Source organism: Bradyrhizobium genosp. P, assembly GCF_049949265.1.
Classification (GTDB): Bacteria; Pseudomonadota; Alphaproteobacteria; order Rhizobiales; family Xanthobacteraceae; genus Bradyrhizobium.
In genome coordinates this window covers 8,521,635-8,543,781 of the sequence record NZ_CP188195.1, presented here as the reverse complement: position 1 = coordinate 8,543,781, position 22,147 = coordinate 8,521,635, and the positions used below count along the sequence as shown (strand labels likewise).

Annotated in this window: 18 protein-coding genes; 6 read left to right on the top strand and 12 right to left on the bottom strand. The window is 63.1% G+C overall.

Annotated elements, in window-relative coordinates:
* Positions 1–90 precede the first annotated feature (90 nt).
* A complete protein-coding gene (locus ACP2YO_RS41005; protein WP_426436874.1) occupies positions 91–546 on the top strand; it encodes an Lrp/AsnC family transcriptional regulator in 456 nt (151 codons plus the stop codon).
* A 9-nt stretch (positions 547–555) separates the two neighbouring features.
* On the opposite strand, the gene ACP2YO_RS41000 is transcribed toward ACP2YO_RS41005, so the two are convergent.
* A complete protein-coding gene (locus ACP2YO_RS41000; protein WP_426436873.1) occupies positions 556–1,059 on the bottom strand; it encodes a hypothetical protein in 504 nt (167 codons plus the stop codon).
* 77 nt (positions 1,060–1,136) lie between these two features.
* The gene (locus ACP2YO_RS40995; RefSeq protein ID WP_426436872.1) at positions 1,137–1,547 is read right to left on the bottom strand and encodes a hypothetical protein; all 411 of its coding nucleotides are present in this window, start codon (positions 1,545–1,547) and stop codon (positions 1,137–1,139) included.
* 378 nt (positions 1,548–1,925) lie between these two features.
* Here ACP2YO_RS40995 and ACP2YO_RS40990 point away from each other — a divergent pair, with 378 nt between their 5' ends.
* Together ACP2YO_RS40990 and ACP2YO_RS40985 are read left to right on the top strand one after the other, a co-directional pair.
* Positions 1,926–2,861: a hypothetical protein gene (locus tag ACP2YO_RS40990; protein ID WP_426436871.1), complete on the top strand. Its 936-nt coding sequence runs from the start codon at positions 1,926–1,928 to the stop codon at positions 2,859–2,861.
* A gap of 47 nt (positions 2,862–2,908) precedes the next feature.
* Positions 2,909–4,021 (top strand): GNAT family N-acetyltransferase, encoded by a 1,113-nt coding sequence (locus ACP2YO_RS40985; protein WP_426436870.1) that lies wholly within the window; start codon positions 2,909–2,911, stop codon positions 4,019–4,021.
* Positions 4,022–4,850: 829 nt separating this feature from the next.
* Here the strand turns inward: ACP2YO_RS40985 and ACP2YO_RS40980 are convergent.
* The 3 genes from ACP2YO_RS40980 to ACP2YO_RS40970 are packed head-to-tail and all read right to left on the bottom strand — an operon-like array spanning position 4,851 to position 8,092.
* Positions 4,851–5,636: a fumarylacetoacetate hydrolase family protein gene (locus ACP2YO_RS40980; protein WP_426436869.1), complete on the bottom strand. Its 786-nt coding sequence runs from the start codon at positions 5,634–5,636 to the stop codon at positions 4,851–4,853.
* A 12-nt stretch (positions 5,637–5,648) separates the two neighbouring features.
* Positions 5,649–7,013: an LLM class flavin-dependent oxidoreductase gene (locus tag ACP2YO_RS40975; RefSeq protein WP_426436868.1), complete on the bottom strand. Its 1,365-nt coding sequence runs from the start codon at positions 7,011–7,013 to the stop codon at positions 5,649–5,651.
* Between the two features lie 32 nt (positions 7,014–7,045).
* On the bottom strand, positions 7,046–8,092 hold the full coding sequence (locus ACP2YO_RS40970) for an Ldh family oxidoreductase (RefSeq protein ID WP_426436867.1): 1,047 nt from the start codon (positions 8,090–8,092) through the stop codon (positions 7,046–7,048).
* 369 nt (positions 8,093–8,461) lie between these two features.
* Between ACP2YO_RS40970 and ACP2YO_RS40965 the strand changes: the two genes are divergently transcribed.
* The gene (locus ACP2YO_RS40965) at positions 8,462–12,577 is read left to right on the top strand and encodes a bifunctional diguanylate cyclase/phosphodiesterase (RefSeq protein ID WP_426436866.1); all 4,116 of its coding nucleotides are present in this window, start codon (positions 8,462–8,464) and stop codon (positions 12,575–12,577) included.
* Here ACP2YO_RS40965 and ACP2YO_RS40960 read toward each other — a convergent pair.
* Positions 12,551–12,892, bottom strand: a complete 342-nt coding sequence (locus tag ACP2YO_RS40960; protein WP_426443443.1) for a hypothetical protein — start codon at positions 12,890–12,892, stop codon at positions 12,551–12,553. The genes ACP2YO_RS40965 and ACP2YO_RS40960 overlap by 27 nt on opposite strands.
* Before the next feature lie 91 nt (positions 12,893–12,983).
* Positions 12,984–13,454, bottom strand: coding sequence for a cupin domain-containing protein (locus tag ACP2YO_RS40955; protein WP_426436865.1), 471 nt, complete (start codon positions 13,452–13,454; stop codon positions 12,984–12,986).
* Positions 13,455–13,683: 229 nt separating this feature from the next.
* Here ACP2YO_RS40955 and ACP2YO_RS40950 point away from each other — a divergent pair, with 229 nt between their 5' ends.
* Entirely contained in the window at positions 13,684–14,280 is a 597-nt protein-coding gene (locus ACP2YO_RS40950; protein ID WP_426436864.1) for a 3-keto-disaccharide hydrolase, read from the top strand.
* Between the two features lie 28 nt (positions 14,281–14,308).
* On the opposite strand, the gene ACP2YO_RS40945 is transcribed toward ACP2YO_RS40950, so the two are convergent.
* The 5 genes from ACP2YO_RS40945 to ACP2YO_RS40925 form a co-directional block, all read right to left on the bottom strand.
* The gene (locus ACP2YO_RS40945) at positions 14,309–16,606 is read right to left on the bottom strand and encodes a Wzz/FepE/Etk N-terminal domain-containing protein (RefSeq protein ID WP_426436863.1); all 2,298 of its coding nucleotides are present in this window, start codon (positions 16,604–16,606) and stop codon (positions 14,309–14,311) included.
* 157 nt (positions 16,607–16,763) lie between these two features.
* Entirely contained in the window at positions 16,764–17,516 is a 753-nt protein-coding gene (locus tag ACP2YO_RS40940) for a polysaccharide deacetylase family protein (RefSeq protein WP_426436862.1), read from the bottom strand.
* A 2-nt stretch (positions 17,517–17,518) separates the two neighbouring features.
* Positions 17,519–18,331 (bottom strand): class I SAM-dependent methyltransferase, encoded by an 813-nt coding sequence (locus tag ACP2YO_RS40935; protein WP_426436861.1) that lies wholly within the window; start codon positions 18,329–18,331, stop codon positions 17,519–17,521.
* 4 nt (positions 18,332–18,335) lie between these two features.
* Positions 18,336–19,778, bottom strand: a complete 1,443-nt coding sequence (locus ACP2YO_RS40930) for a lipopolysaccharide biosynthesis protein (RefSeq protein WP_426436860.1) — start codon at positions 19,776–19,778, stop codon at positions 18,336–18,338.
* Positions 19,772–20,698: a DUF6492 family protein gene (locus ACP2YO_RS40925; protein WP_426436859.1), complete on the bottom strand. Its 927-nt coding sequence runs from the start codon at positions 20,696–20,698 to the stop codon at positions 19,772–19,774. The genes ACP2YO_RS40930 and ACP2YO_RS40925 overlap by 7 nt, the downstream gene beginning before the upstream one ends.
* 407 nt (positions 20,699–21,105) lie before the next feature.
* On the opposite strand from ACP2YO_RS40925, the gene ACP2YO_RS40920 reads away from it, so the two are divergent.
* Positions 21,106–22,080 (top strand): glycoside hydrolase family 26 protein, encoded by a 975-nt coding sequence (locus ACP2YO_RS40920; protein WP_426436858.1) that lies wholly within the window; start codon positions 21,106–21,108, stop codon positions 22,078–22,080.
* The last annotated feature ends 67 nt before the right edge of the window (positions 22,081–22,147 follow it).

The following is a 22,147-nucleotide window of genomic DNA, read 5'->3' as shown; positions in this document are numbered from 1 at the left end:
TACCCATGTTTTCTCTATCGATGGCCTGTTCGGTAGAATATTGCATGTAGATAACATTATCGGTAGATTAAACCAAAACGAGGCTTGCCGATGCTTGAAGAGCAGGACGAGAAAATCCTCGCGGAGCTGCAAAAGGATGGCCGGGCCACCAACCAGCAGCTCGCCGAGACGGTCGGCATGTCGACGTCGGCGTGCTGGCGCCGGGTCCGCGCGCTGGAAGAATCCGGCGTCATCGCCGGCTATTCGGCGCTGGTGGCGCGTCAGCAGGCGGGCTTCGCGACGTCTGCGATCCTGCACGTCTCACTCGAGCGGCACGACGCGAAATTCGTCGACGAGTTTGTCGCGCGCGTCATGCAGCGCCGCGAGGTGCTGGAATGCTTCGCCACCACCGGCGACGCCGACTATCATTTGCGCGTCGTCGTGCGCGACATGGACGCCTACAATAGATTTCTGGACGATTTCATGTTCCGCATCCCCGGCATCCGCCATGTCCGCACCAACGTGATCCTGAAGGAAATCAAGACCGGCGTGGCGCTGCCGTTTTGAGAATGCGTATCACGGCACTCTCTCCGCCGATGCGGGTCTCGACAGGATCATAAAGCCAAGAACGTGGCTTACCAGCAGCAGCGGGACATAAAGCGCCGGAACATAAATGCCGGCGCCGAACAGGCCGGGATCCGGGATTTTCGTTACACCCATGTAATAGGCATTCAGGAGATCCAGCGTGCCCCAGATGTTGAAGATCCAGACCATCGGAATCGCGATCGACCAGCGCCAGGACAGTGCGGCCATTGAAAGAAGCGCAAGAACAGCAGCGATGAGATCGCCCCATCCGACCTGGCTGCCGAAATCTGAACTCAACTCTGAAGACACGAACCCGGCCACCATGAAGTTCATCCCCAAGAACCTGAACGCATGGAAAGCTGCGAGAAGTCTCAGGGCGTCATAGCGCGGCATGGCTCGGACTGCCGGCCAGACATAGGTGTAGGCCACCACCGAACTCGTCAGAAAGGCTCCGATGACGCTGAGGACGAATGGAAGATTGAAGTTCGGTGGCACGTGCGGATTCCCTTGTGGTTGTCCATCCGGTCCGGTGAGGTTCGAAACCAGTCGGTTCGGTTTGACGTCGGCGGACCTCAGGGGGTGGCGATGAGCAGGCGAAGCGGCAGAAGCGGACCGACTGCGATGTACTCGTGGTCCATGAGATCGTGCTTGGCCAACGGCAGACCCTCCATGATCTCGTGTGCCTCCGCGGAATCCCTGGCATCCAGCAGGAAGACGACTCCGCGCCCATCGGACCGCGAATACCATTCGCGAACCTTCCCATTGAGATAGAGCTGTACGGTCTGCCGGATTTCATCGGGCATGACGGCCATGACCTGTTCGCGTTTGACGCCCGCCTTGACAGTCAGGATGACCATCACTCCGGTGGTCGTGGGTGACGTGGCTTGTGTTTGGGCAAGGGATGGAACGGTCATGGAGGTGGCGCCTGTCAGGGTGAGGGTGAGTGCCAGAACGGTGTGACGGATTGCTTTCATCGATCCCATTTCTCCGCTCACGACGGCCGGCGTGATATCGCGAACGCCAGTGCGCGTGGTGGTGCTGCTGATTTGCAACTCGGATGTAAGGCTGCTTTCCGCGAGCGACTATTCGCGATAATGTTGACCGGCTATGTAGCAAAACTTCACAGTCCGGCATGATGCCCCTGGCCGTCGACGGCCGCGTTGCGACAGGCCCTTAACGGATTAGATAAAACTTGAACGATCCGGAACTCGCGGCGCGAGCATTCCGCTGTTTGCTCGCGTTAACCTCAACCGCGTTTACCAAAGTCAGTCGCATTTATCGCGAACGCAAAAACACATAGGTTCGTCTGAGCCATCTTGAAATCCGGGAATTTGGCGGTCGGCCCGGCTGGAGCATCAAGAATGAATTCGATGAATACGAGCCACGACATCATCGTCGATTGGCAGGCTCAGCATGAGCGTCTGTTTGGCCAGCACGCGATCAAGCTTCGGCACCGTCTGGCCGAGAGTGAGCTGTTCACACGGCAGAGCGTCGGCAAGCTGATCGAGCGCTGCCCAAAATCGCACCTCGGACTCGAATCGATCAGCTTCGATGGAGAGACGCCCAAGCGAATCTACGGCGAACTCGGCGACAGCTCGGGGCTTCAGGCGATTGAAGCGATCGAGAAGGGCCGCATGTGGATGAACATACGGCGAATTATGGATTGGGCGCCCGAGTATAACGATCTGCTCAACCGGATATTCTCGGAATTCGAGGTACGGATGAGCGGCTTCAAGACGTTCAAGCGGAATATCGGCGTGTTGGTCTCTTCGCCGAATGCAAAGGTTCCCTATCACGCTGATATTCAGGGGCAGTCGCTCTGGCAGATTTCCGGCGTCAAACGCGTGTTCGTCTATCCGCGCTCGGACGTTTTCATGCCGTCGCAGAACATCGAGAAGATACTGCTGCGCGAGACCAACGAAGACATGCCCTATCGAGCCTGGTTCGACGAATTCGCGACCGCTTACGACCTTCACCCGGGCGAGATGCTGACGTGGCCGCTCTATGCGCCGCACAAGGTCGAGAATCATGATTGCTTGAACATATCCGTAACCATGGAGCACTGGACGCGGTCGACCTGGAACGCCTACGCGGTGAATTACGGAAATGGAGTATTGCGCCGTACGCTCGGAATGCAGAACACCTCGACGAGCGATCGCGGATTGCACGTCTACCCAAAGGCCGCGGCGGCGTTGCTCTGGAAGAAGATGGGCCGGCAAATCGAGGGAGACGTCGTTAAGGACCGGGATTTCCGCATTGCGCCCGAAAGCCCAAACGGGCGCCTCGCGCTGTCATGAGCCTGCTGTCATGAGCCGTCGCCGGCCGGATCCGAAGGGCGGTTCAAATGTTGGCGCCTAACCGAAATTTGCTTCCGACCGACGCGCAGATCGGCATTGAGCCTGAATTTGATTTCCGGTCAGCCGAATATTGTGCCTTTCACAACCTCGGGCGCGCGACAGTCTTCCAGTCGCCGTCATGGCTCGATGCCGTCCACCGCAAGCTGATGCCGCATCTGTCGGCCAGGCAATATACGTTGACGATCCGCAATCTCGACCACGAACTTCTTGCGGTCATTCCCCTGGTCCTGCAACGGTCGAGGGGGCTGTCGATGCTGATGCCCGCGGATTTCGGTGTCTCCGACTACAACGCCATCGTCGCCGATCCGGCGATGCTGGAAATCCTCGCTGCGGATCCATCCGTCATCGACCGGATCGACCGGCTGCTCGACGTCGCGGACCTGCTGATCTTCCGCAAGGTCCGCCACGATGGTTTCGACGCCCGCAGACTGTTCAGGAAAACGGTTGCCAGCGCCAACGAGAACGCGGCCTACCATAGCGAAACCGGCGCCGATTTCGAGGTTTGGCAACGCCAGACGATCAGCAAGAAATATTCCAATGAGCTTCGACGGCTGGGGCGGCAGATTGAACGCGACTTTGGCTCCTACGAACTCCGGCCCGCGCAATCCGAAGCCGAAGTTCGCGACGCATTCAGATTTCTCAAATCCGCCCGCGACGGCCGATTTGACGGAGATTTTCTCGACAACCCTGTCTATGAACAATTCTACTGCGACTATGCTGTCGCAGGATTGGCTTCCGGCGACGCGATGACATACGTCAGCTATCTCAACGGCGAGCCGGTCGCCGTGCTGTTCGGGCCGGCCTGCGAGGACGAGTTTCACGCCGTCCTGATCGGCTCCGACATGCAGAGATTTGGCAAATACTCGATCGGCATGCAGTTGATCTATCGTGTGATCAAATTCCGCTTCGATCACGGTCTGCATCGCCTCGACCTCGGGCTCGGAAATACCGGGTACAAATCGCTGTTCCGCGTCGAGGAAACCTGCCTGCGCAATTTCACGTCGTCTCGTTCCCTGGCCGGATCGATGATTTCGTTCGTCTATCATCGCGCCAAGCCGTTCAAGAACGCACTCGGGCGCTTCTCTCCCCACGTCCGTTGATCGCCGAGGCAGATGCAGGGCCATGCGCCGGGTCGAAGCGCGGTGCCCCCTTAGCCCTGATTTGCCCGACGGCGCAAGCCCTCGCGTTAAAAACATTTCTATTTATCAGAAGGGCAACTCAGTGTATGAATCCGCCCGTCCCACCCGAATGAGGGGCGAGCGCACGTCACGAACGCGCGGTGGGATGCGGTGGACGCGGATTGCGCAACAGACGAGTGCGCATGAAGCGGACGGCGAAGTCGTGCAGGCCTGACGCCCTAGTGGCAGGTGTCTCATCAGCGAGGACTAACGTCCCTGCTGACGGCGGTGACAAGCAAGCCCAGTCTCACCGGGGAGAGCACGTATAAGCCGTAAAACCATCGCGCAGGGAAAGCCGGGAGTTCCCGGTTACACCTGTGGTCCTACCCCGGTGCTTTTTGTTGCACCGGGCCCATGGGTGCGATCGGCACCCGGCTTTCCCTGCGCCCTCTTCAAGATGAGAGGGCAAACGAAATGCAAAGCTCGGGCCAATCATGTCGCGAGAATGCGAAGCTGCGTCTCCGTTCACGGTGTCATCGCCCGGCCTTGTGCGCAATTGCGCACTGGGACCGGGCGACCCAGTACGCCGCGGCCCATCGGCTCAATCACGACTGTCTCTGGAATACTGGATCACCCGCATGCGCATGCGCGGGTGATGACACCGCGGAGGTGACGGTGAATCACACCAACCCCGTCATCCTGAGGTGCGAGCTCTTGCGAGCCTCGAAGGATGTACGGGCACCGGCCGCGCATCCTTCGAGGCTCGCTTCGCGAGCGCCTCAGGATGACGGGTCTAACGGAGTGTTGGCCGTTAGATCTTCTCCCGCACAAACCTGTTGCGCAGCGTCCCGATGCCGGTGATGTCGATCTCCACCACGTCGCCCGCTTTCAGATCCGGCGAGGCGCCGTCGGTGCCCATCCAGATCACGTCGCCGGGCCACAGCGTGAAATATTTGGTCAGCTCGACGAGGAACGGCACGATGCCGAAGATCATGTCGTTGGTGTGGAAGCGGCCGGTCTCCTTGCCGTTGACACGGATCGCGGTCTCCATGGTGTCGAGATCGACGGCGGTCTCGATCCACGGGCCCATCGGCTTGAAGGTGTCGGCGTTCTTGGACCGCCACAGGCTGCGATCGGCCTTCTGCCAGGTGCGCTCGGAGACGTCGTTGCCGATGGTGTAGCCGAACACGCAATCCATCGCATTGGCTTCCGTGAGATGTTTCGCTTTCTTGCCGATCACGACGACGAGTTCGCCCTCGTAATGGATCTTCTCGGTCGCGCTGGCCGGGATCACGACGTCCTCGTCATGGGCGATCAGCGCGTTCTGCGCGCGGTAGCCGATCTCGGGACGGTCCGGAATGTTTGGCACTGTTCCCGCCTTGTCGGCGGCCTCTTTCAGATGCTTCAGGTAGTTCAGCCCGACGCAGTAGAAGGTGCGCGGGATCAGCGGCAGCTCGATTTTGACATCGTCGAGCGCATGCGTTTGCGACGTCCTGGTCCATTCGCCAAACGGATCGCCGCTGACGGTCGTGACCCTGACGCCCTCGACGAGGCCCCAGGAGGTCTTGCCTGCGGCAGTGAATTTGAGCCAGCGCATGATGATGTCCTTCTATTCTGCGGCCTGCGCGGGGGTCTTCCAGGCCCCGGCGGCAGGGCGCTTGAGCCCGAGATTTTCGCGCAGCGTCTTGCCGGCGTATTCCTTGTGGAACAGGCCGCGGCGCTGCAACTCGGGCACGACATGGTTGACGAAATCGGCGTAGGAGCCCGGCACATAGCTTGCCGCGACGACAAAGCCGTCGCAGCCGCGGCCGACGAACATTTCCTCGAGCCGGTCGGCGATCTCCTTCGGGCCGCCGACGATCGCGTCCTGCACCTGCCCACGGCCGGAGAAGGTGATGAAGTCGCGGGTCGAGGGATTGGTCTTGCCGGAGGTGCGCAACACGCCGTCGCGGATGCCGATCATACCCTGCATGCCCTGCAATTCCTCCGTCGTCAGCGGCTCGTCGATCGGTTTGGCGCCGAAGTCGAAGTTGAGACCTTCGGCGAGCAGCGACAGCGCGTCGATCTCGAGCGGCAGCCTCTGGATCACGGCCATCTTGTCCTCGGCCTCGGCCTTGGTGGCGCCAGCGACCGGGGTGATCAGATTGCAGAGGAACATCTGGTCGGGATCGCGGCCGGCCTTGGCGGCTTCGCCCCGGATGGCTTCATAGCCCTGCTTGGCATTGGCGAGGTTGCGCGCGGCGGTGAAGATCACCTCGCCCCAGCGTCCCGCGAAGCGCTGGCCGCGGCCGGACGCGCCGGCCTGGATGACGACAGGATGGCCCTGCGGCGAGCGCGGCACAGTGAACGGGCCGCGCGAGGTGAAGAACGCGCCCTTGTGGTCGAGCCGCTTCACCTTGGTCGGATCGGCAAAGCGGCCGCTCGTCTTATCGATGAGCAGCGAGCCGTCTTCCCAGGCATCCCAGTGGCCGAGCACCACCTCCATGAATTCATCGGCGCGGTCGTAGCGGTGATCGTGCTCGAGATGCTGCTCGCGGCCCATGTTGAGCGCTTCACCGTCATTGACCGAGGTCACCACATTCCAGGCGGCGCGCCCGTCCGTCATCAGGTCGAGGGTCGCAAAACGGCGAGCGACATCGAACGGCTCGAAATAGGTGGTGGACGCGGTCGAGGCGAGGCCGAGCTTCGAGGTCACCATGCCCATCGTGGTCAGCACCACGATCGGGTCCATCTTCACACAGCGGATGCCGTATTCGACGGTGTGGGCGTGATCGTTGCCGTAGCGGTCCGGCATCGCCAGACGATCGTCGAAGAACGCCATGTGGAACTTGCCGGCCTCCAGGATGCGCGCGATCTCCTGGTAGTAATCCGCCGACATCGAATCGTCGCGCGAGTCCGGGTGGCGCCATGAGCCCGGCAGGTTGGTGCAGTTCTGGGCCTGCAAAAAGCCGACCATCGCCATTTGCCGTGTCATGCTGTTCTCCCGTGGCCGCCGCTGCGCCGGTGTCAGTGAAGGTCGAGGGCGAGCTTGTAGTCGCTGGCGAGCGCCTTCAGCTTCTCCCAGGTGGCGTCCTCGATCTCGATGCCGTCCTTGCGTCGCTGCTGCTCGCGGATGAATTCGACCTCGCCCGGATAGAACACACCGCGGCTACCCTCCGACGGCGGGGTCGATTTCAGGTAGCGGGCGAAGTCGGCGACCTCGCGCTTGAAGTCCTTGAGCGGTCGGAAGGCCGCGACGTTGAACACCGCCATGAAGCAGCCGTCGTTGTGCCGGCCGGTCGGCTCGACGCCGAAGCCGAGGCCGGTGAGCAGTCCGCACAGCACCTCGACCATCGCGGCAAGGCCCGAACCCTTGTACCCCTCGCTGCCACCGAGCGGCAGCAGCGCGCCGCCCTTGCGGTAATCCTTCGGGTCGGTGCTGTCGCGCCCTTCGGCATCGATGATCCAGCCCTTCGGGATCGTCTCGCCGCGGGCGACTGCGAGTTGGATCTTGCCGGCGGCCACCGCCGAGGTCGCCATATCAAGATAGAACGGCGCATCGAGATCGGAGGGCACCGCGATCGAGATCGGGTTGGTGCCGAGCCGGGCCTCGCGGCCGCCGAACGGCGCCACATGTTTCGGCGAGCGGCCGGAATCGGCCGCCGCAATCCCGATCATGCCTTCGCGCATCGCCATCAGCGGATAATGCGCAAGCCGGCCGACATGGCTCTGCCGGAACACGGTGCAAGCCGCGACATTGGCGGTCTTCGCCTTGTTGATCGTCATCTCCATCGCCTTGGCGTTGACGTGGAAGCCGAACCCCCAGTGGCCGTCGATCACGGTGGTGGTCGGCGTCTCCTGCACGATGGTCCATTCGGCGCCGGGCACGATGTGGCCGGCCTTGATCCGGTCGATATAGGTCGGGATCGCGATGATGCCGTGCGAGTCATGGCCGGCGAGGTTGGCGTTGACGCAGCCGGAGGCGACGGCGTTCGCCTCCTCCTCCGATGCGCCGGCGGCTTTCAAGAGCGCCGCGCCGATGCGCGTGAGACGGTCGGCCTGGACGATCGGCATGGGATTTCCTCCCGGTCTGCCCGCGTGATGGGCGGGTCTTGCTTGCTGTAGTTGGCATCATGCTTTCAGAGCGCCGCGGGGGGAGCAAGGGCAGAAAATGCGGACGGCCATACCGGGAGCAGGGTGCTCGTGAGGTCGATTTCACAGTGCGGAACGGGTGCGGTCGTGATGCGGAATTTGGCCGCCATTGGCATCGACGCCTCAGCCTGGCACAGACGGCTCCGTAATTCTCCGGAAAAGGGTCGCCGTTGTTGGTCAAGCGTTTACTTTGACTCGCAACTTGCCGGATATACTAACCTCGACTTAGGCCTCTCGCGGGCATGGTTCCGGCCCAGATTGAAGGGGGCGGCCCCGGGGGCCTCAGGGATCGTGCAGTCGAGCATCGGACGTACATTCGCGGCGTTGAATGCCACCAACGAAGCGATCCTGTATGCAAAATCACTGGAAGAACTGTACGGCAAGGTCTGTGAAGCCGCCTTCTCAAGCGGGGACTTCCTGGCCGCCACGGTCTTTTTGCTGGAGCCGGATACCGCCCTGCTGAAATTCGCGGCCGGCTTCGGCGACGACGTCGCCCGGCTGCGCAGCATCAGCATTTCCATCATCGCCAACACACCCGAAGGCGAGGGCGTCGCCGGGCGGGCGTTCCGCGCCCGGAAGGCCTACGTCAGCAACGACTATGTCAACGAAGCCTGTTCGGCGGCCTGGCGCGGCGGAGCGGCCGCCGCCGGCATCGGCGCGTCCGCGGCGATGCCGCTGATCTGCAACGGGCGCTGTGTCGGCGTTTTCATGGTGACGCGGCGCGAGCCGCATTCGCTCGGCGCGGAGATCGTCTCGCTGCTCGAGCGCATGGCGGCAAACATGTCCTTTGCACTCGACAATTTCGACCATGAGGCCTCGCGCAAGAGCGGCGAGCGGGCGATGCGCCGGCTGAACCGCATGTTCGGCGCCATCAGCGCGACCAACGAAGCGATCCTTCGCGCCAAGACCGAGCATGACCTGTATCAACGGGTGTGCGATGCGGGGGTGTTCAGCGGCAAATCCTTTGCGAGTGTGGTGCTGCTGGCCGAGCCCGATACGCACTGGCTCGAGCCCGTCGCCGGCACCGGCGAGGCGATCGAGCTGATCACGCAAACCCGCTTCTCGACCGATCCGGACAGCGTTTACGGCAAGGGCATCTGCGGGGAGGCGTTCCGGACCCAGCGGCCCTGCATCCAGAGTGACATCCCGAAAACGGACAGCTCGTCGCAGGCAAAAACCCGCGGCAGCGGCCTGATGGCCTGCGTAGCACTTCCCCTGACCCGGTTTGGCAACAGCGTCGGCATCCTCACCTTCTTCATCGGTAATTCCTGGGCCGCGGATGCGGAGATCATCGCGCTGCTCGCAGGGATCGCGGAGAACGTGTCGGTCGCACTCGACAATTTCGGCCGTGCCACCGAAAAGGCCAGGGCTGACGCCGAGCGGGAACGGCTGTCGCGGATGTTCGCGGCGTTGAGCGCGACCAACGAAGCGATCATGCGTGCGAGATCGCGTCTGGAGATGTTCGAACTGGTCTGCGCGGCGGCGGCCCATGGCGGCGGCTTCAATTCGACCAGCATTCTGATGGCCAAGCCCGGCGACGATTTCATGGAAATGATGGCGGTCGCGGGGCCGACCGCAGACAACGCGCGTCGTCTCAACGTCGCGCGCAATGAAGTGCGCCCCGAGGGCCGCGGGGTCTGCGGCAGGGCGTTCCGCTCGCGGCGGGCCTGCATCAACAACGACTTCCTGAGCGATGTCGCCGACAGCGCATTCCGCGATGTCATCGACCGCCAGGACGCACGATCCGGTGCGGCGTTTCCGTTGCTGGTCGACGACGAGCCGGTCGGGGTGATGCTGTTCATCTCAGCCAAGCGCAACACATTCTCACCCGAATTCGCCGAGCTGTTGCAGCGGCTCGCCGATAACGTGTCCTTTGCGCTCGGCAGCTTCGATCGCGCCGACGAGAAGGCGCGGACGGAAGAGCAGAAGGAGCGCCTGACGCGGATGTTTGCCGCACTGAGTGCGACCAACGAGGCGATCATGCGGGCGAAATCCCGCGCTGAAATGTTCGACCTGGTCTGCGACGCGGCGGCGGTCGGTGGCCAGTTCATCTCGGCCACCATCAGGCTGGTGCGGCCGGGCGAAACTTTCCTGGACAACGTGGCCGCCTCGGGTCCGGACCGCGTCCGTGCCCGGGAGGTGATATTGTCGGCCGATGCCTCGCGTCCCGAGGGTCAGACCCTGACCGGCGTCGCGATCCGCACCCGCAGGCCCTGCATCAGCAACGACTATCTCAGCGATTTCGGGCCAGACTCGCATGTCTACCCGGTCGTCCGCGACAGCGGCAGCAAGTCCGGCGCGGCGCTGCCGCTGCTCAAGAACGGCGAAGCGATCGGCGCGCTGGTGTTCCTGTCCGGCGAGTTCGGCACGTTCAGCCCGGAGATGATGGCGCTGCTGCAGAGGCTCGCCGAGAACGTATCCTTTGCGCTCGGCAATTTCGATCGCGTCGACGAAAAGGCCCGGGCTGACGAGCAGAAGGAGCGGCTGTCGCGCATGTTCGCGGCGCTGAGCGCGACCAATGAGGCGATCATGCGGGCGAAGTCCCGCGCCGAGCTGTATCGGCTGGTCTGCGAGGCGGCGGCGACCGGCGGCAAGTTCACCTCCACCACGATCGCGCTGGCGCAGCCCGCCAGCGACTATCTCGAGATCGTCGCAATCGCAGGACCGGCCGCGGAGGGCGCACGCCAGGTAACGCTCTCGATCAACGAGGCACACCCCGAAGGGCGCGGCGGCTGCGGCAGGGCCTTCCGCTCGGGCAAGGCCTGCATCATCAACGATTACTCTGCCGATCCGGACACGGCGGCCTTCCATGAGAGAGCCCGTCTCGATGGGACGAAGTCCGGTGCATCCTTTCCGCTTGTGGTCCGCGGCCAGGTCGTCGGCGTCATGATCTTCGTGGCCGCCGAGAAGGACACCTTCACGCCGGAGTTCGCCGAGCTTTTGCAACGCCTCGCCGACAATCTGGCGTTCGCGCTGGAAAGCTTCGATCGTACCGACGAAAAGAACAAGGCCGACGAGCGGATCGAATATCTCGCCTCGCACGACAGCCTGACCAATCTGCCCAACCGGGAAATGTTCAACGAGCTGCTGCGTCACGCGATCGAAGCGGCGGACCGCCACCAGCGGCAGTTCGCGGTGCTGTTCATCGACCTCGACCGCTTCAAGGTGATCAACGACTCGCTCGGGCACGATGCCGGCGACATGCTGTTGGTGGCGATCGCCGACCGGCTGCGCGGATCGCTGCGCGCCAGCGACGTCGTGGCGCGGCTCGGCGGCGACGAATTCGTCGTGATCCTGGAGGAGGCCGCGGAACGATCCGATGTGGAGCGCGTCGCGAACGTCCTTCTGGCAGCGCTCAGTGAGCCGCTGCAGCTCAGCGGACATGAGTGTCACACCACGGCCTCGATCGGGATTGCGACCTATCCCGCCGACGGCTCTGATGTGCAGAGCCTGACCAAGAACGCCGACATGGCGATGTATCTCGCCAAGGAGGACGGCAAGAACGGCTTCCGCTTCTTCTCCAGGGAGATCAAGGCGCAGTCGATCGAGCGGCTGACGCTGGAAAACGCGCTGCGCCGGGCGCTCGAGCGCAGTCAGTTCTCGCTGCACTATCAGCCCAAGGTCGATATGGCGAGCGGACAGATCAGCGGTGTCGAAGCGCTGCTGCGCTGGAGCCACCCGGAACTCGGCCAGATCACGCCGGGGCAGTTCATTCCGCTGGCCGAGGAAACCGGGCTGATCGTACCGATCGGCCGCTGGGTGCTGAAGGAAGCCTGCGCGCAGAATATGGCGTGGCAGCGCCGCGGCCTCAAGCCGGTCACCATGGCGGTCAACCTCTCGCCGCGGCAATTCGCCGATCCGCATCTGCTCGACGATATCGACGCGGCGCTGCTCGACAGCGGCATGTCGCCGGTGCTGCTGCAGCTCGAGGTCACCGAGAGCATGGTGATGCGCAACGTGCCGCGGGCGATCCGCGTGCTCGACGCGATCCAGAACCGCGGCATTCGGCTTGCGATCGATGATTTCGGCACCGGCTATTCGTCGATGTCGCTGATGAAGCAGTTCCCGATCGACACCATCAAGATCGACCGTTCCTTCGTGCGCGACCTGCCCAACGATTCCGAAGACGTTGCGATCGCGCAGGCGATCATCAGCATGGGCAAGGCGCTCGGCATGACTATCATTGCCGAAGGCGTCGAGACCTCCGAGCAGCGCGAGTTCCTGCGAGCGCATGCCTGTGACGAGATGCAGGGCTTCCTGTTCTCAAAGCCGTTGCCGCCGCGCGATCTTGCGGAACTCCTGACATCGTCACTGGAATTGGCCTCGCCGCCGCTGCAGCCGGCGCTGGACGATGCGGCCGCGGCCGATGTCGAGCCGGGCTCAGGGTGGAAACGCGCTGTCGTCTGACGGCTGCACGTGGAGGTCGCGCACATCGGAATCGGTGGATGCCACCATGCGCGAGAAATCATAAGGCCAGGGCACGAGGGTCTGGTCGGCCAGTGTGCGGCGCAGCGCCGCGGCGCCGTCCGCAAAGCTCGCACCGTCATTCAGGCGAAGCTGGCGGCACCAGCGGGGTGGCAGCGTCTCGGCGGCGTCGCGCATCTCGAACGCCGGGCCCCACCACCAGGCCGGAGCCGGCGGCCGCTCTGGTTCGGCAATCGCGCGCCAGCGCACGAACTCGTCGACGATGCGGGCAAATTGCAACTTGGCGGCGGGATGCATCGATCGGCCTCTCATGGCCCTCGATGATATCAGCGCCCTCAATCCGTGCAATGCGCCGATCGTGCTGCGAACGGCCGCATGCGCTCGGCCGTTACTTCTGCTCCACCGCTGTCGATGTTGCCGGCCCTTCGCCCGTGATCAGCAACACCGCGTCTTCGTCCTTGGCGCCGTCCCAATGCACCTGCTTGCCGTAATGGGTGACGAAGCTGCCGGCCGGCATCGGTACGGTGCCGTGCTCGGGGTCGAATTTCGGGCCCGAGCCGACCCACCAGGTGCCCTGCAGCACCACGATATAGCGGTCGTTGGGATGGAAGTGCGGGTGGCTGAAGTGATCGCCCTTGGTCCACTTGGTGTAGACCATGTAGAATCCGGGCTTCGCGGGATCGCCGACCACGACGGCGCTCTGTCCGCCGCGCGCATCCACCGGTCCCCAGGGGATCTGGTCCGGCAGCTTGTAGGTGACTGCGGCGGGATTGAGCTCGGCGGCGGAGCTGATGCTCAGTGTGCCGGCAAAGGCGAGCGGCAACATCAGATACCGCCAGGATCGGTTCGACGCCGTCATCGTATCCTCCCGCCGGATTGGCGCCGTTCAGCAACTGGCGCTTCGTGTCGTTATGACGATGCTAGCCGCTCTCGTTCCGGCGGCGCAAGATGCGCTCGCGCATCTGTGACCAGAGCATACGACAACCGGAACGTCGCAAAACGCAGCTGCAACATGAAAAACGGGATTTACGTCGCGCGCGGCGATGCTAGGTTGCGCGCCAACCAAAACAAACGGGAGGACGACCTTCATGAAGCATTTGTCGACACTCGCGGCCGGTCTTTTGATCGGTGCAGCCGCGCTGCAATTTTCCACCGCCGCGTCCGGCGCTGACGGCTGGGTCACGCTGTTCGACAGCACGACGAAGGGCGACTGGGACGAGGTCGGCAAGGCCAACTGGACGATGAAGAACGGTGAGTTGGTGGTGGACAAGCTCGACGGCAAGGATATCGCCTATCTCGTTACCAAGACCCCCTACAAGGATTTCCAGATCAGGGCGGAGTTCTGGGTCGACGAGGAGGCCAACAGCGGCATCTTCATTCGTTGCGAGTCCGACAAGAAGGTCGATGGCAAAGGCTGCTACGAGGTCAACATTTTCGACAAGCGACCGGACCCCAGCTACGGCACCGGCGCCATCGTCGACGTCGCGAAGGTCGATCCGATGCCGAAGGCGGCAGGCAAATGGAACGTCTATGAAATCACGGCGCAGGGTCCGCACTTCGTCGTGACGCTCAACGGTCAGAAGACCGTCGACGCGCAGGATGCCAAGCATGCGAGCGGCTACGTCGCGCTGCAATACGGCTCCGGCGTGGTCAAATTCCGCAAGGTGCAGATCAAGCCGCTGTGACGGCAGTGATCGCCGATGCACGCGGCAGTCACGCGTATTGCTTGCTGCGCTCAGGGGCGATGATGCCGGGGTTCAGCTCGTTGAGGACGACGCCGATCAGCTTGCGTTGCGTGCCACCGAGCGCGGCGATGATGCCTTCCATGCAGTCGTTGATATCGCGCTCGGCCGGCAGCACCGCGACGAGGCCGTCGGCAAACTCGAGCAGCTTGCGTTCCGCCGTGCTCCACGGCATCGCGGGACCGTCCAGGATCACAAGGTCGTAGCCGCCGGCTGAGCGTGTCTGGGCGATTGCCTTGCGGATCGCCTCGCCGGCCTTGGTACCGCTGCCATGGATCGTCGGCAGGATCGTGATGCCGTTCGCTGTGTTGACCGCGCGAGCGGCCTTGCTGCCGATGCTGAGCCAGCCGAGACGGCTTGGTTCCGGCGTGCCGAAATGCGCGACCTTGTTCGACAGGGTACGGCTTGCGCCATCAGCATCGATCATCAGGACCCTGGCGCCACGGCGCGCCGCCGCAAGCGCAACGTTGAGCGCAACGACGCTGCGATCATGATCGCCGTCGGTGCCGATCAGGGCCACCACGATGAGGCCCTCCGGATTGGTCCTCTTGGCCAGCGCCGCGCACATCTCCCACATCGTGGTCGCGAACGCGGTAGTGCCGGTGCGCAGGGTCGGCCAGCCGAATCGCGTGACGTCGGCGATGTTGCCGCCGAACAGGATTCCACCAAGCGTGCGCACGACGTCGGACTCCTGCAGTTCGGCGATGACAGGTTTCTCGATCAGACCGACTGCGGGCTGTGCCGTTGGCCGTGGGATGACCGACGGTTTCGCCGCCGCCGGGACGGGCTGTCGCTCCGGCACCGTATCCTCCTTCGGCTGAACCCTGGGCCTGACCGGATCGGCGCCGGGCGTCAGTTGATTGGCGGCGACGATCCAGGCAGCGGCAGCGAGGCCGCCGAACATGAAGCCGATCATCGCCAGCAGGCTCATCGCCGGCGGAAAGGCGCGGCGCTGCGGAATGGTGGCATCGCCGATCACCCGGGCACTGGAGGTGTTGAGACTCTCCTGCTCTTCGGTTTCACGCGAACGCTTGAGGAAGGACTGATAAACATCGCGGCTCGCATCGACCTCACGCTCGAACTCGCGCAGGCGGACCGACGCCTGGCTCATCTGCACGCTCTGGCGCTTCTGAACGTCCAGCGCCTTGTTCAACGACGCTTCAAAGTCGCGGGCCCGGGTCAGGTCGTTCTTGGCGGCCTGCGCATAGCGCTCGATCTCTTCCTTGATGGTGCGGCGCAGGTCCTCGACCTGCTGGTCGATCTGGCGCAGCGCCGGGTGCCGCGGTCCCAACTCACCCTGCAGTTCGGCCTGCCGCTTCTTGGCATCGGCATATTGCGAACGCAGATTGGCGATGGTCGGCGACTGCAGCGCTTCGGGAATCGCGCCTGGATCGGTCGAGCCACGGCGGCTGGCCTCGATCTGGTCGTACTTGGCCTGGGCGTCGAGCGTCAGCGCGCGTGCCGCGGCCAGCCGCTGGTTGCTGGCGGAGAGCTGCTGGTCGCTGATCTGATTGTCCTGGGAGCCAACGAAATTGTTCTGTGCCTTGTAGGTCGAAAGTGCCTCTTCCGCGTTGCGGAGCCGCTGCTGCAGCTCCTTCAACCGGCTGGACAGGTCGGTGGTGGCGCGGCGGGCGGCGGAGGCCTGCGATTGCTTGGACTCGGCGAGATAGGCCCTGGAGATCGCGTTGGCGAGCATCGCGGCTTTCGCCGGGTCGTGCGACCAGACGTCGATGTCGACGATGAAGGTGCGGTCGGTCTTCTTGACGTTGATATGGCGGTTGAGCGTATCGAGGGTGTTCATCTCGATCTGCTGTTGCTCCTCCGCGGTCGCCTTCGGCTCGATACCGAACAGGCCGAGCAGCGATGCGAAGATGCCTTTGGTCGCGGCGCCGCCACCGAACTCGGGATCCTTGACGAGATCGGTGTTGCGGATCGCCTGCAGCAGCACATTGTTGGACGTAATCAGGCGCGATTGGCTCTCAACCACCATCGAGAGACCCGAAACGTCCTGGGCGCGCGGTGTCAGCTCGCGCTCGACGAGCTGCAATTCGCGCGGGTCGACATAGAGCTGGGCGCTCGCGGTGTATTTCGGCGTCAGGCTCTTGCCGATCGCGACCGCGATGCAGGCGCAGATCAGGGCAGTCGATACGATCGCGACCTTGCGCTCCCACAGCAGCCGCACCAGGTCGAGCACGCTGAAGCCCGCCGGCGCCGCGGCGTGGAGAGGCTCCGGCTTCGCCCGGCCTATCGGCTGGTCATAGTTCAGCATCAACCCCAGCTTCCATTCGAACTGGCTGCACGCATCGGCTGAGGGGTCATTTGACGGGTCACGCAACGCGCGCGGGACGACAACGCGAATAAGACGCAACACGAAAAATTAACCATACCCATTGAGGGACTATTCACCAGAAAGGCAAACAAAGCGTTTAACCGCGGGCGCATCTGAATGCCTCCGCCATGGTCAGCGCCGGGATGCCCCGTCGCGCCGCCGCCTCCAGCGCGTAGGTCATGAGGTCGGGCGAACAGCCATAGAGGCTCGGCCGGTCGGCGACGTCGTGGCTGTAGAAAATTAACCAACCGTTAGTGCTCCGCGCCTCGTCGAAAGCCTGATCGATCCGTTCACGGGTCATCTGGCGGTCGATCAGGGGCATGGCGCGGAGGAACTGCAGGTCGGCCTCGCCGCTATTTACGCCCGGCACGATGCTGCGGCAGGTAAGGAACTCGGACCTCAATTGATGCTTGCGCGCGTAAGAGCCGTACCCAAACGGGTAGGCGAACGTTTCGATCGACATCGTCGGGTCGAGCGAGTGAAAATAAGTGCGATTGCGCGCGATTTCGCCGGCCAGCGACGTCTCATCGAGGTCGCATGCGCGGCGATGCGAGAACGTGTGGCAGCCGACCTCGTGGCCACGACGATGCAGCGAGACCACGTCGTCGGCGCTGCCGCTCGCCCAATCCGGCGTGTCGAGGCCGACCAGGCCGCCGGATACGTAGAACGTGCCGCGGGAACCATAGGACTCGAGGACATCGGCGCCGATCGTTGCGGCGCTCTTCGGCAGATCGTCAAAGGTGAACGTCACCATCGGCGAGGCATTGTTCAGCCGGAAGTGCTCGACCTGCACATGCATCGCCAACCGATGGCTGACCTTGACCCTGGCTTCTGACCACAGAGCATTCATTGTTACAGCTTTCGCAAGATCACATGGTAGTCGCCGCGCCGGACGTCGATCTTGCCGGGCAGCGCCGCATTCATGATCCTTGCTGCGGTGTCGATCAGCGCGGCGATCATCGGCTTGCGGCGGCGCATCTCGGGATAGCGCGGGCTCTCGTACTTCTTCCGGTAGATGACCTGCAATCCTTGCCGGCCCGCAAAGGCCTCGAGATTTGCGAGCGTGACCAGCGGATGGAAATGGGTCGGAAAGGGGGCTTCGCCCGGCAGTCCGGCTTTCTTCTCGCCGCGGATATGGCGGTAGAACCAGACGTGAAACCAGTGCGGCGAGTATTTGGTGACGATGCCCGACAGCGACTTCGGATTCGGTGCGCCGATCAGCAGCAGCCCGTCCTGTTTCAGCGCAGTACAGAAGCCGGTCAGCACGGCCTCGACGTCGGGTACGTGCTCGATGACGTTGTAGCAGATGATCAGATCAAAGCTGTGCGGTGCGAAGCGATAGGTCTGGATGTCGCCGAGGATCGGCCGTTGCGCATAGCTGTTGTTGCGGATCTGATCTTCGTCGATATCGACGACGGTTACATGTGCGCGATGCAGCACGTCGAGCGGCAAGTAGCTGGTCGAGCCGCCGCCGGCTTCGTAGATCGACAGCGGTCCGTCCGGCAGCCTGGCTTCGAGGATGCTATGGACTGTCAACAAGCTCTGCTTGGCCTCGCCGGGCGGCAGCGCGAGCAACGATTCCGGATGGATTGGTACGACGGGGGCCAGTGTCTTGATCTGGACCATCCGGGCATCAAGCGTATCGATCGCAAAGGTCTTGGTCATTGGCTCATCCAATATTGCCGTTTGCAAACTTTGTGCGGGCCATGATCAGGCCCTGCCTCAGTCTTCCGCGGAGGCGCGCGATGTCGAACAGCCAGCACAGCCCGGCATAAACCGCGAGCCCCGCACCGATCAGCGCGATGCTGACCGGGAGATCGGCGGCATGCAGCGTGCGGTCCAATGCTCCGACAGCGAGAACCATGGCGAGCGCTGCGATCACGATCAGTGCCAGCCGTCCGAGCGGGATCGGGACCAGGAAGGCGAAGCGGCTGAGCACGAGGGCACTGGCAAAGCCTGTGATATCGGCGCCGAGCCGCGCCCACGCCGCGCCGATCGTGCCGTAATGGCTGACCAGGACGTAGGACAGGATCAAATTGGCGGCGATGATCGCGGCGGTGTTGATCAGGTAAAAGGAATTGCGTCCCGACAGCAGGAAGCCGGCATGCAGATATTGCTGTGTCAGGACCTGGAAGATCACGGCCACCGCGATAACAGGCATGATCTGCGCTGCCACCTCGCGGAAGTCGACGCCGAGGATGATGTTGGCGACATGCGGAGAGATCGCCGCAAAGCCGAGACAGGCCGGCAGCGTGATCCCGGCGAGCAGTTCGAGGCATTCGGCAAGGTGGCTCTTGACCGCTGCGTCTCCCTGCTTGGCGTGGATCTGCACGGCCATCGGAAAGAACGCGGCTGCGATGCTCATCGCCGGCATCATCAGGGTCTGCCGCACAAGGTCGAGCGCCGCGACATATTTGCCGGCGTCCGCGGCGCCGATCAGGTTGGCGATCACGAAGCGGTCGGTGACGCTCGAGATCGCAAGCAGCGTCAGCGAGAGGGTCAGCGGCAGGCCGGTCCGGGCGAGTGTGGAAAGATCGGCGCGGTCGAACTTGATCGTCGTGCCGCGCCAGGCGCTGCGCGACTGGACGAGAACAGCGATGAGGTAGGCGGCGGCGGCCGCTGATAACAGCAGGAAGCCGGTCGGGCTGACCAGTGCGACGACGATGCCGAAGCCAAGCAAAACGCCCGCGCGGACCAGCGTTGCCCTCATGACCGAGAGCGCCTGCAGGCGCGCGCGCAGCAGGTCCTGGGTCAGCTCGAACAGGCCGATCGCGACCGCGAGCGCGACGGTCGCCAACGCGGCTGTTACGTCGAGCCCGACAACGCGTGCCAGCGCATAGGCGATCGGTGCGGTGAGGCAGCAGATCAGATAACCGGACAAGACGAGGCCGCGGACATCGGTGCCGTCGTTGCGGGCGTGCCCGCTCAGGATCAGGTTGCGGAACCAGCCGACCAGGAACACGGAGATGACGGACGCGAAGCCGATTCCGAGCAGGTAAACGCCATAATCATGCGGCGTGAACAGCCGCGTGAAGATGAACACGCTCAGCAGTCCCAGCAACGCCGAGAGGATGTTGGCGGTCAGATTGATGCTGGCCTGTCCGATCAGCATAGGGCGGCGACCCCCGCCGGTTCAGCGGCGATGGCCGGCGCGAGAATGGCATCGCTCTCGGCGACGACCTCGCGGATCGTCTCGACCGGCGTGCCGGAGAACGAAGCGATCGAGAACGCGACGTCATCCTTGTCGGCGCGGAGCAGGAGCCCGTTCAATTCGTTCTTGCTCAGGGTCGGGTCGTCCCAATAGCTGATGCAGGACGTCTTCGGCACGACGGTGTGACGCGTCGCGGAAGCGGCGTTGTTCTGCACGAAGAAGCCGTACAGCAGATATTCGGAGAATTCGCGGGTCTTGCACAGCGCTTCGATCCAGCTCATGCCGGTGGCGGCCTCGATGCGTTCAGCGAGCGCCCGCGTGGTCTGCTTGTCCCAGAATATGATGTGTCCGATGAAATCGGGAGCCGGGAAAGGCGGCGTCGGCAGGCCGAGAAGCTGGTGGCTGGTCTCGAGCCAACGCGAGTGGCGCGGCTGGTCGGCGGTAACCGCATCGTCCATCTTCAGCAGCGGAATCGTGTTCGGATATTCAAACTGCGCCAGGTCGAGGTCGCGGAAAAACACGATGTCGGAATCCAGGATGCAGAAGCGCTCACAGGGCAGCGCCATGGCGGCGGCGATCTTCAGGATCTGCTGGACGTGCCAGCCGTTCACCGGCTTGGCGCGCAGCGACCACCAGAACTGGCGGCGCTTGCGCTGGATCATGCGCGGCAACGGCCGGAGCCAGTCGGGCAGAAAGGAGGAGGCCGGGATAATGACGCGGCGCTCGCTCGCCAGCGGCGCGAACAGCGACAGGTCGCAGTCCGGAACCAGCAGATAGTGCTTGGAGAAAGAGGTGACGTGGCGATCCACGCTCTCGCAAAGCAGCGCGCAGATTTCAAGATCGCGCCCGTAAGTCGGAGTCATCAACGCGACAGGGTTCATCTCGAGAGTCTCTCCGGCAACACCGTTTCAGGGCGGCACGTCGCGGCCGCCAGAAATGTGCTTGCCAGTCATTCAGCAAAATCGGTGCCGGACATTTCGGGCGTGCGGCCTGCGGTGCCTGATGGTTAATCAACGGTAAACGTCGTCATGACGCGCCGGTTAACAGATGCGAAGTAACCATGCGAACGCGCGATTTTCGCGCCGGATCGCCTGTTGCCCGGATATTGCAATGGTCAAGCCGACATCGTCGACGCCGGCGAGCAGGCACGGCCAAGGACGGGTTATCCGGCGCGATCTCGCCGTGGATCGCACGCCGGCCACGGCATTCGTCCGTTTCGGAACATCTATCAAACCAGTGGTGTCCGCTTTTGGTACGGTCGGCACGGGGAAGTTTATCGGAGCACGCGATGCGAACTGATGCAAACAACCGGATCACGCGACGGACAGCTCTGGGCCTTGCGGCGCTTGCTGCGGGCGCACTGACCGTCGCGAGGGCCGCGCCGTCGCGTGTGCCGCAGCTCGGTCCGGATCCGGCGCGGTTCGCAGGCGCGTTCGTCAATTGGGGTGAGACCGGCCGTGAGCACATGCTGCAGGCCTGGGAGAAGTGGCTGAACCGGCCGCCGTCGTCCGTGCTGGGTGTCGACTTCTACGGCCAGAACACCTGGGAGGATTTTCATGGATACGATTGGGTGCCCGGACTCTGGAAGAAGCTCAATCCGGCGCGCAATGTCGTCTGGTCAGTGCCGCTGACGATCACGGGGACACCGCTCGCCGATGTCGCAGGCGGCCTGCACGATGCCGACTTCGAGGCGGCCGGGCGCGCGATCGCACAGTCACATCCCAAGGCAATCATTCGTTTGGGCTGGGAGATGAACATCTCCAGCATGGGCTGGTTCGCCAAGGGGCAGGAGGACGACTACGTCAGGGCGTTTCGCCGCGTGGTCGATACCATCCGCCGCCATTCCGGCGAGCTCAAGTTCGACTGGTGCCCCGGATGGGGAGCTCAGGATACGCCGGCCGACGTCGCGTATCCCGGCAACGATGTGGTCGATTATGTCGGGCTCGATGTCTACGATTTCAAATCCGAGGGTTCGGTGGCGGAGCGCTGGACCAACCTGTATCTCAAGGCGCCATTCGGTCTGCAATGGCAGCGCGAGTTCGCCGCCGCGCGCGGCAAGCTGATGAGTTATCCCGAGTGGGGTGTCGGTCACGCCGGTGACAATGCCGAGTTCGTGCAACTGATGCACGACTGGTTCGCGGCCAACCGCGCCGGGATCGCCTACGCCGCCTATTTCGATGTCGATGGATTGTGGCCGACGCAGATTGACAACGGACGATTTCCGAAATCTGCCAGCCTGTTCCGGAAATTGTTCGCCGGCTGATCGATCCCTGACGTTGGACAGATCAAAACAAAGCCCGATCCATCCATCGGACCGGGCTTTGTCGTGT

What these genes read in the sequence shown, in the direction of transcription:
- ACP2YO_RS40950 (WP_426436864.1), top strand. Translation starts at nt 13,684, where the DNA reads ATGAAGCATTTGTCGACACTCGCGGCCGGTCTTTTGATCGGTGCAGCC.
- ACP2YO_RS40975 (WP_426436868.1), bottom strand. Translation starts at nt 7,013, where the DNA reads ATGACACGGCAAATGGCGATGGTCGGCTTTTTGCAGGCCCAGAACTGC.
- ACP2YO_RS40980 (WP_426436869.1), bottom strand. Translation starts at nt 5,636, where the DNA reads ATGCGCTGGCTCAAATTCACTGCCGCAGGCAAGACCTCCTGGGGCCTC.
- ACP2YO_RS40945 (WP_426436863.1), bottom strand. Translation starts at nt 16,606, where the DNA reads ATGCTGAACTATGACCAGCCGATAGGCCGGGCGAAGCCGGAGCCTCTC.
- ACP2YO_RS40935 (WP_426436861.1), bottom strand. Translation starts at nt 18,331, where the DNA reads ATGACCAAGACCTTTGCGATCGATACGCTTGATGCCCGGATGGTCCAG.
- ACP2YO_RS40970 (WP_426436867.1), bottom strand. Translation starts at nt 8,092, where the DNA reads ATGCCGATCGTCCAGGCCGACCGTCTCACGCGCATCGGCGCGGCGCTC.
- ACP2YO_RS40925 (WP_426436859.1), bottom strand. Translation starts at nt 20,698, where the DNA reads ATGAACCCTGTCGCGTTGATGACTCCGACTTACGGGCGCGATCTTGAA.
- ACP2YO_RS41005 (WP_426436874.1), top strand. Translation starts at nt 91, where the DNA reads ATGCTTGAAGAGCAGGACGAGAAAATCCTCGCGGAGCTGCAAAAGGAT.
- ACP2YO_RS40930 (WP_426436860.1), bottom strand. Translation starts at nt 19,778, where the DNA reads ATGCTGATCGGACAGGCCAGCATCAATCTGACCGCCAACATCCTCTCG.
- ACP2YO_RS40955 (WP_426436865.1), bottom strand. Translation starts at nt 13,454, where the DNA reads ATGACGGCGTCGAACCGATCCTGGCGGTATCTGATGTTGCCGCTCGCC.
- ACP2YO_RS40940 (WP_426436862.1), bottom strand. Translation starts at nt 17,516, where the DNA reads ATGAATGCTCTGTGGTCAGAAGCCAGGGTCAAGGTCAGCCATCGGTTG.
- ACP2YO_RS40960 (WP_426443443.1), bottom strand. Translation starts at nt 12,892, where the DNA reads ATGCATCCCGCCGCCAAGTTGCAATTTGCCCGCATCGTCGACGAGTTC.
- ACP2YO_RS40990 (WP_426436871.1), top strand. Translation starts at nt 1,926, where the DNA reads ATGAATTCGATGAATACGAGCCACGACATCATCGTCGATTGGCAGGCT.
- ACP2YO_RS40920 (WP_426436858.1), top strand. Translation starts at nt 21,106, where the DNA reads ATGCGAACTGATGCAAACAACCGGATCACGCGACGGACAGCTCTGGGC.
- ACP2YO_RS40985 (WP_426436870.1), top strand. Translation starts at nt 2,909, where the DNA reads ATGTTGGCGCCTAACCGAAATTTGCTTCCGACCGACGCGCAGATCGGC.
- ACP2YO_RS40995 (WP_426436872.1), bottom strand. Translation starts at nt 1,547, where the DNA reads ATGGGATCGATGAAAGCAATCCGTCACACCGTTCTGGCACTCACCCTC.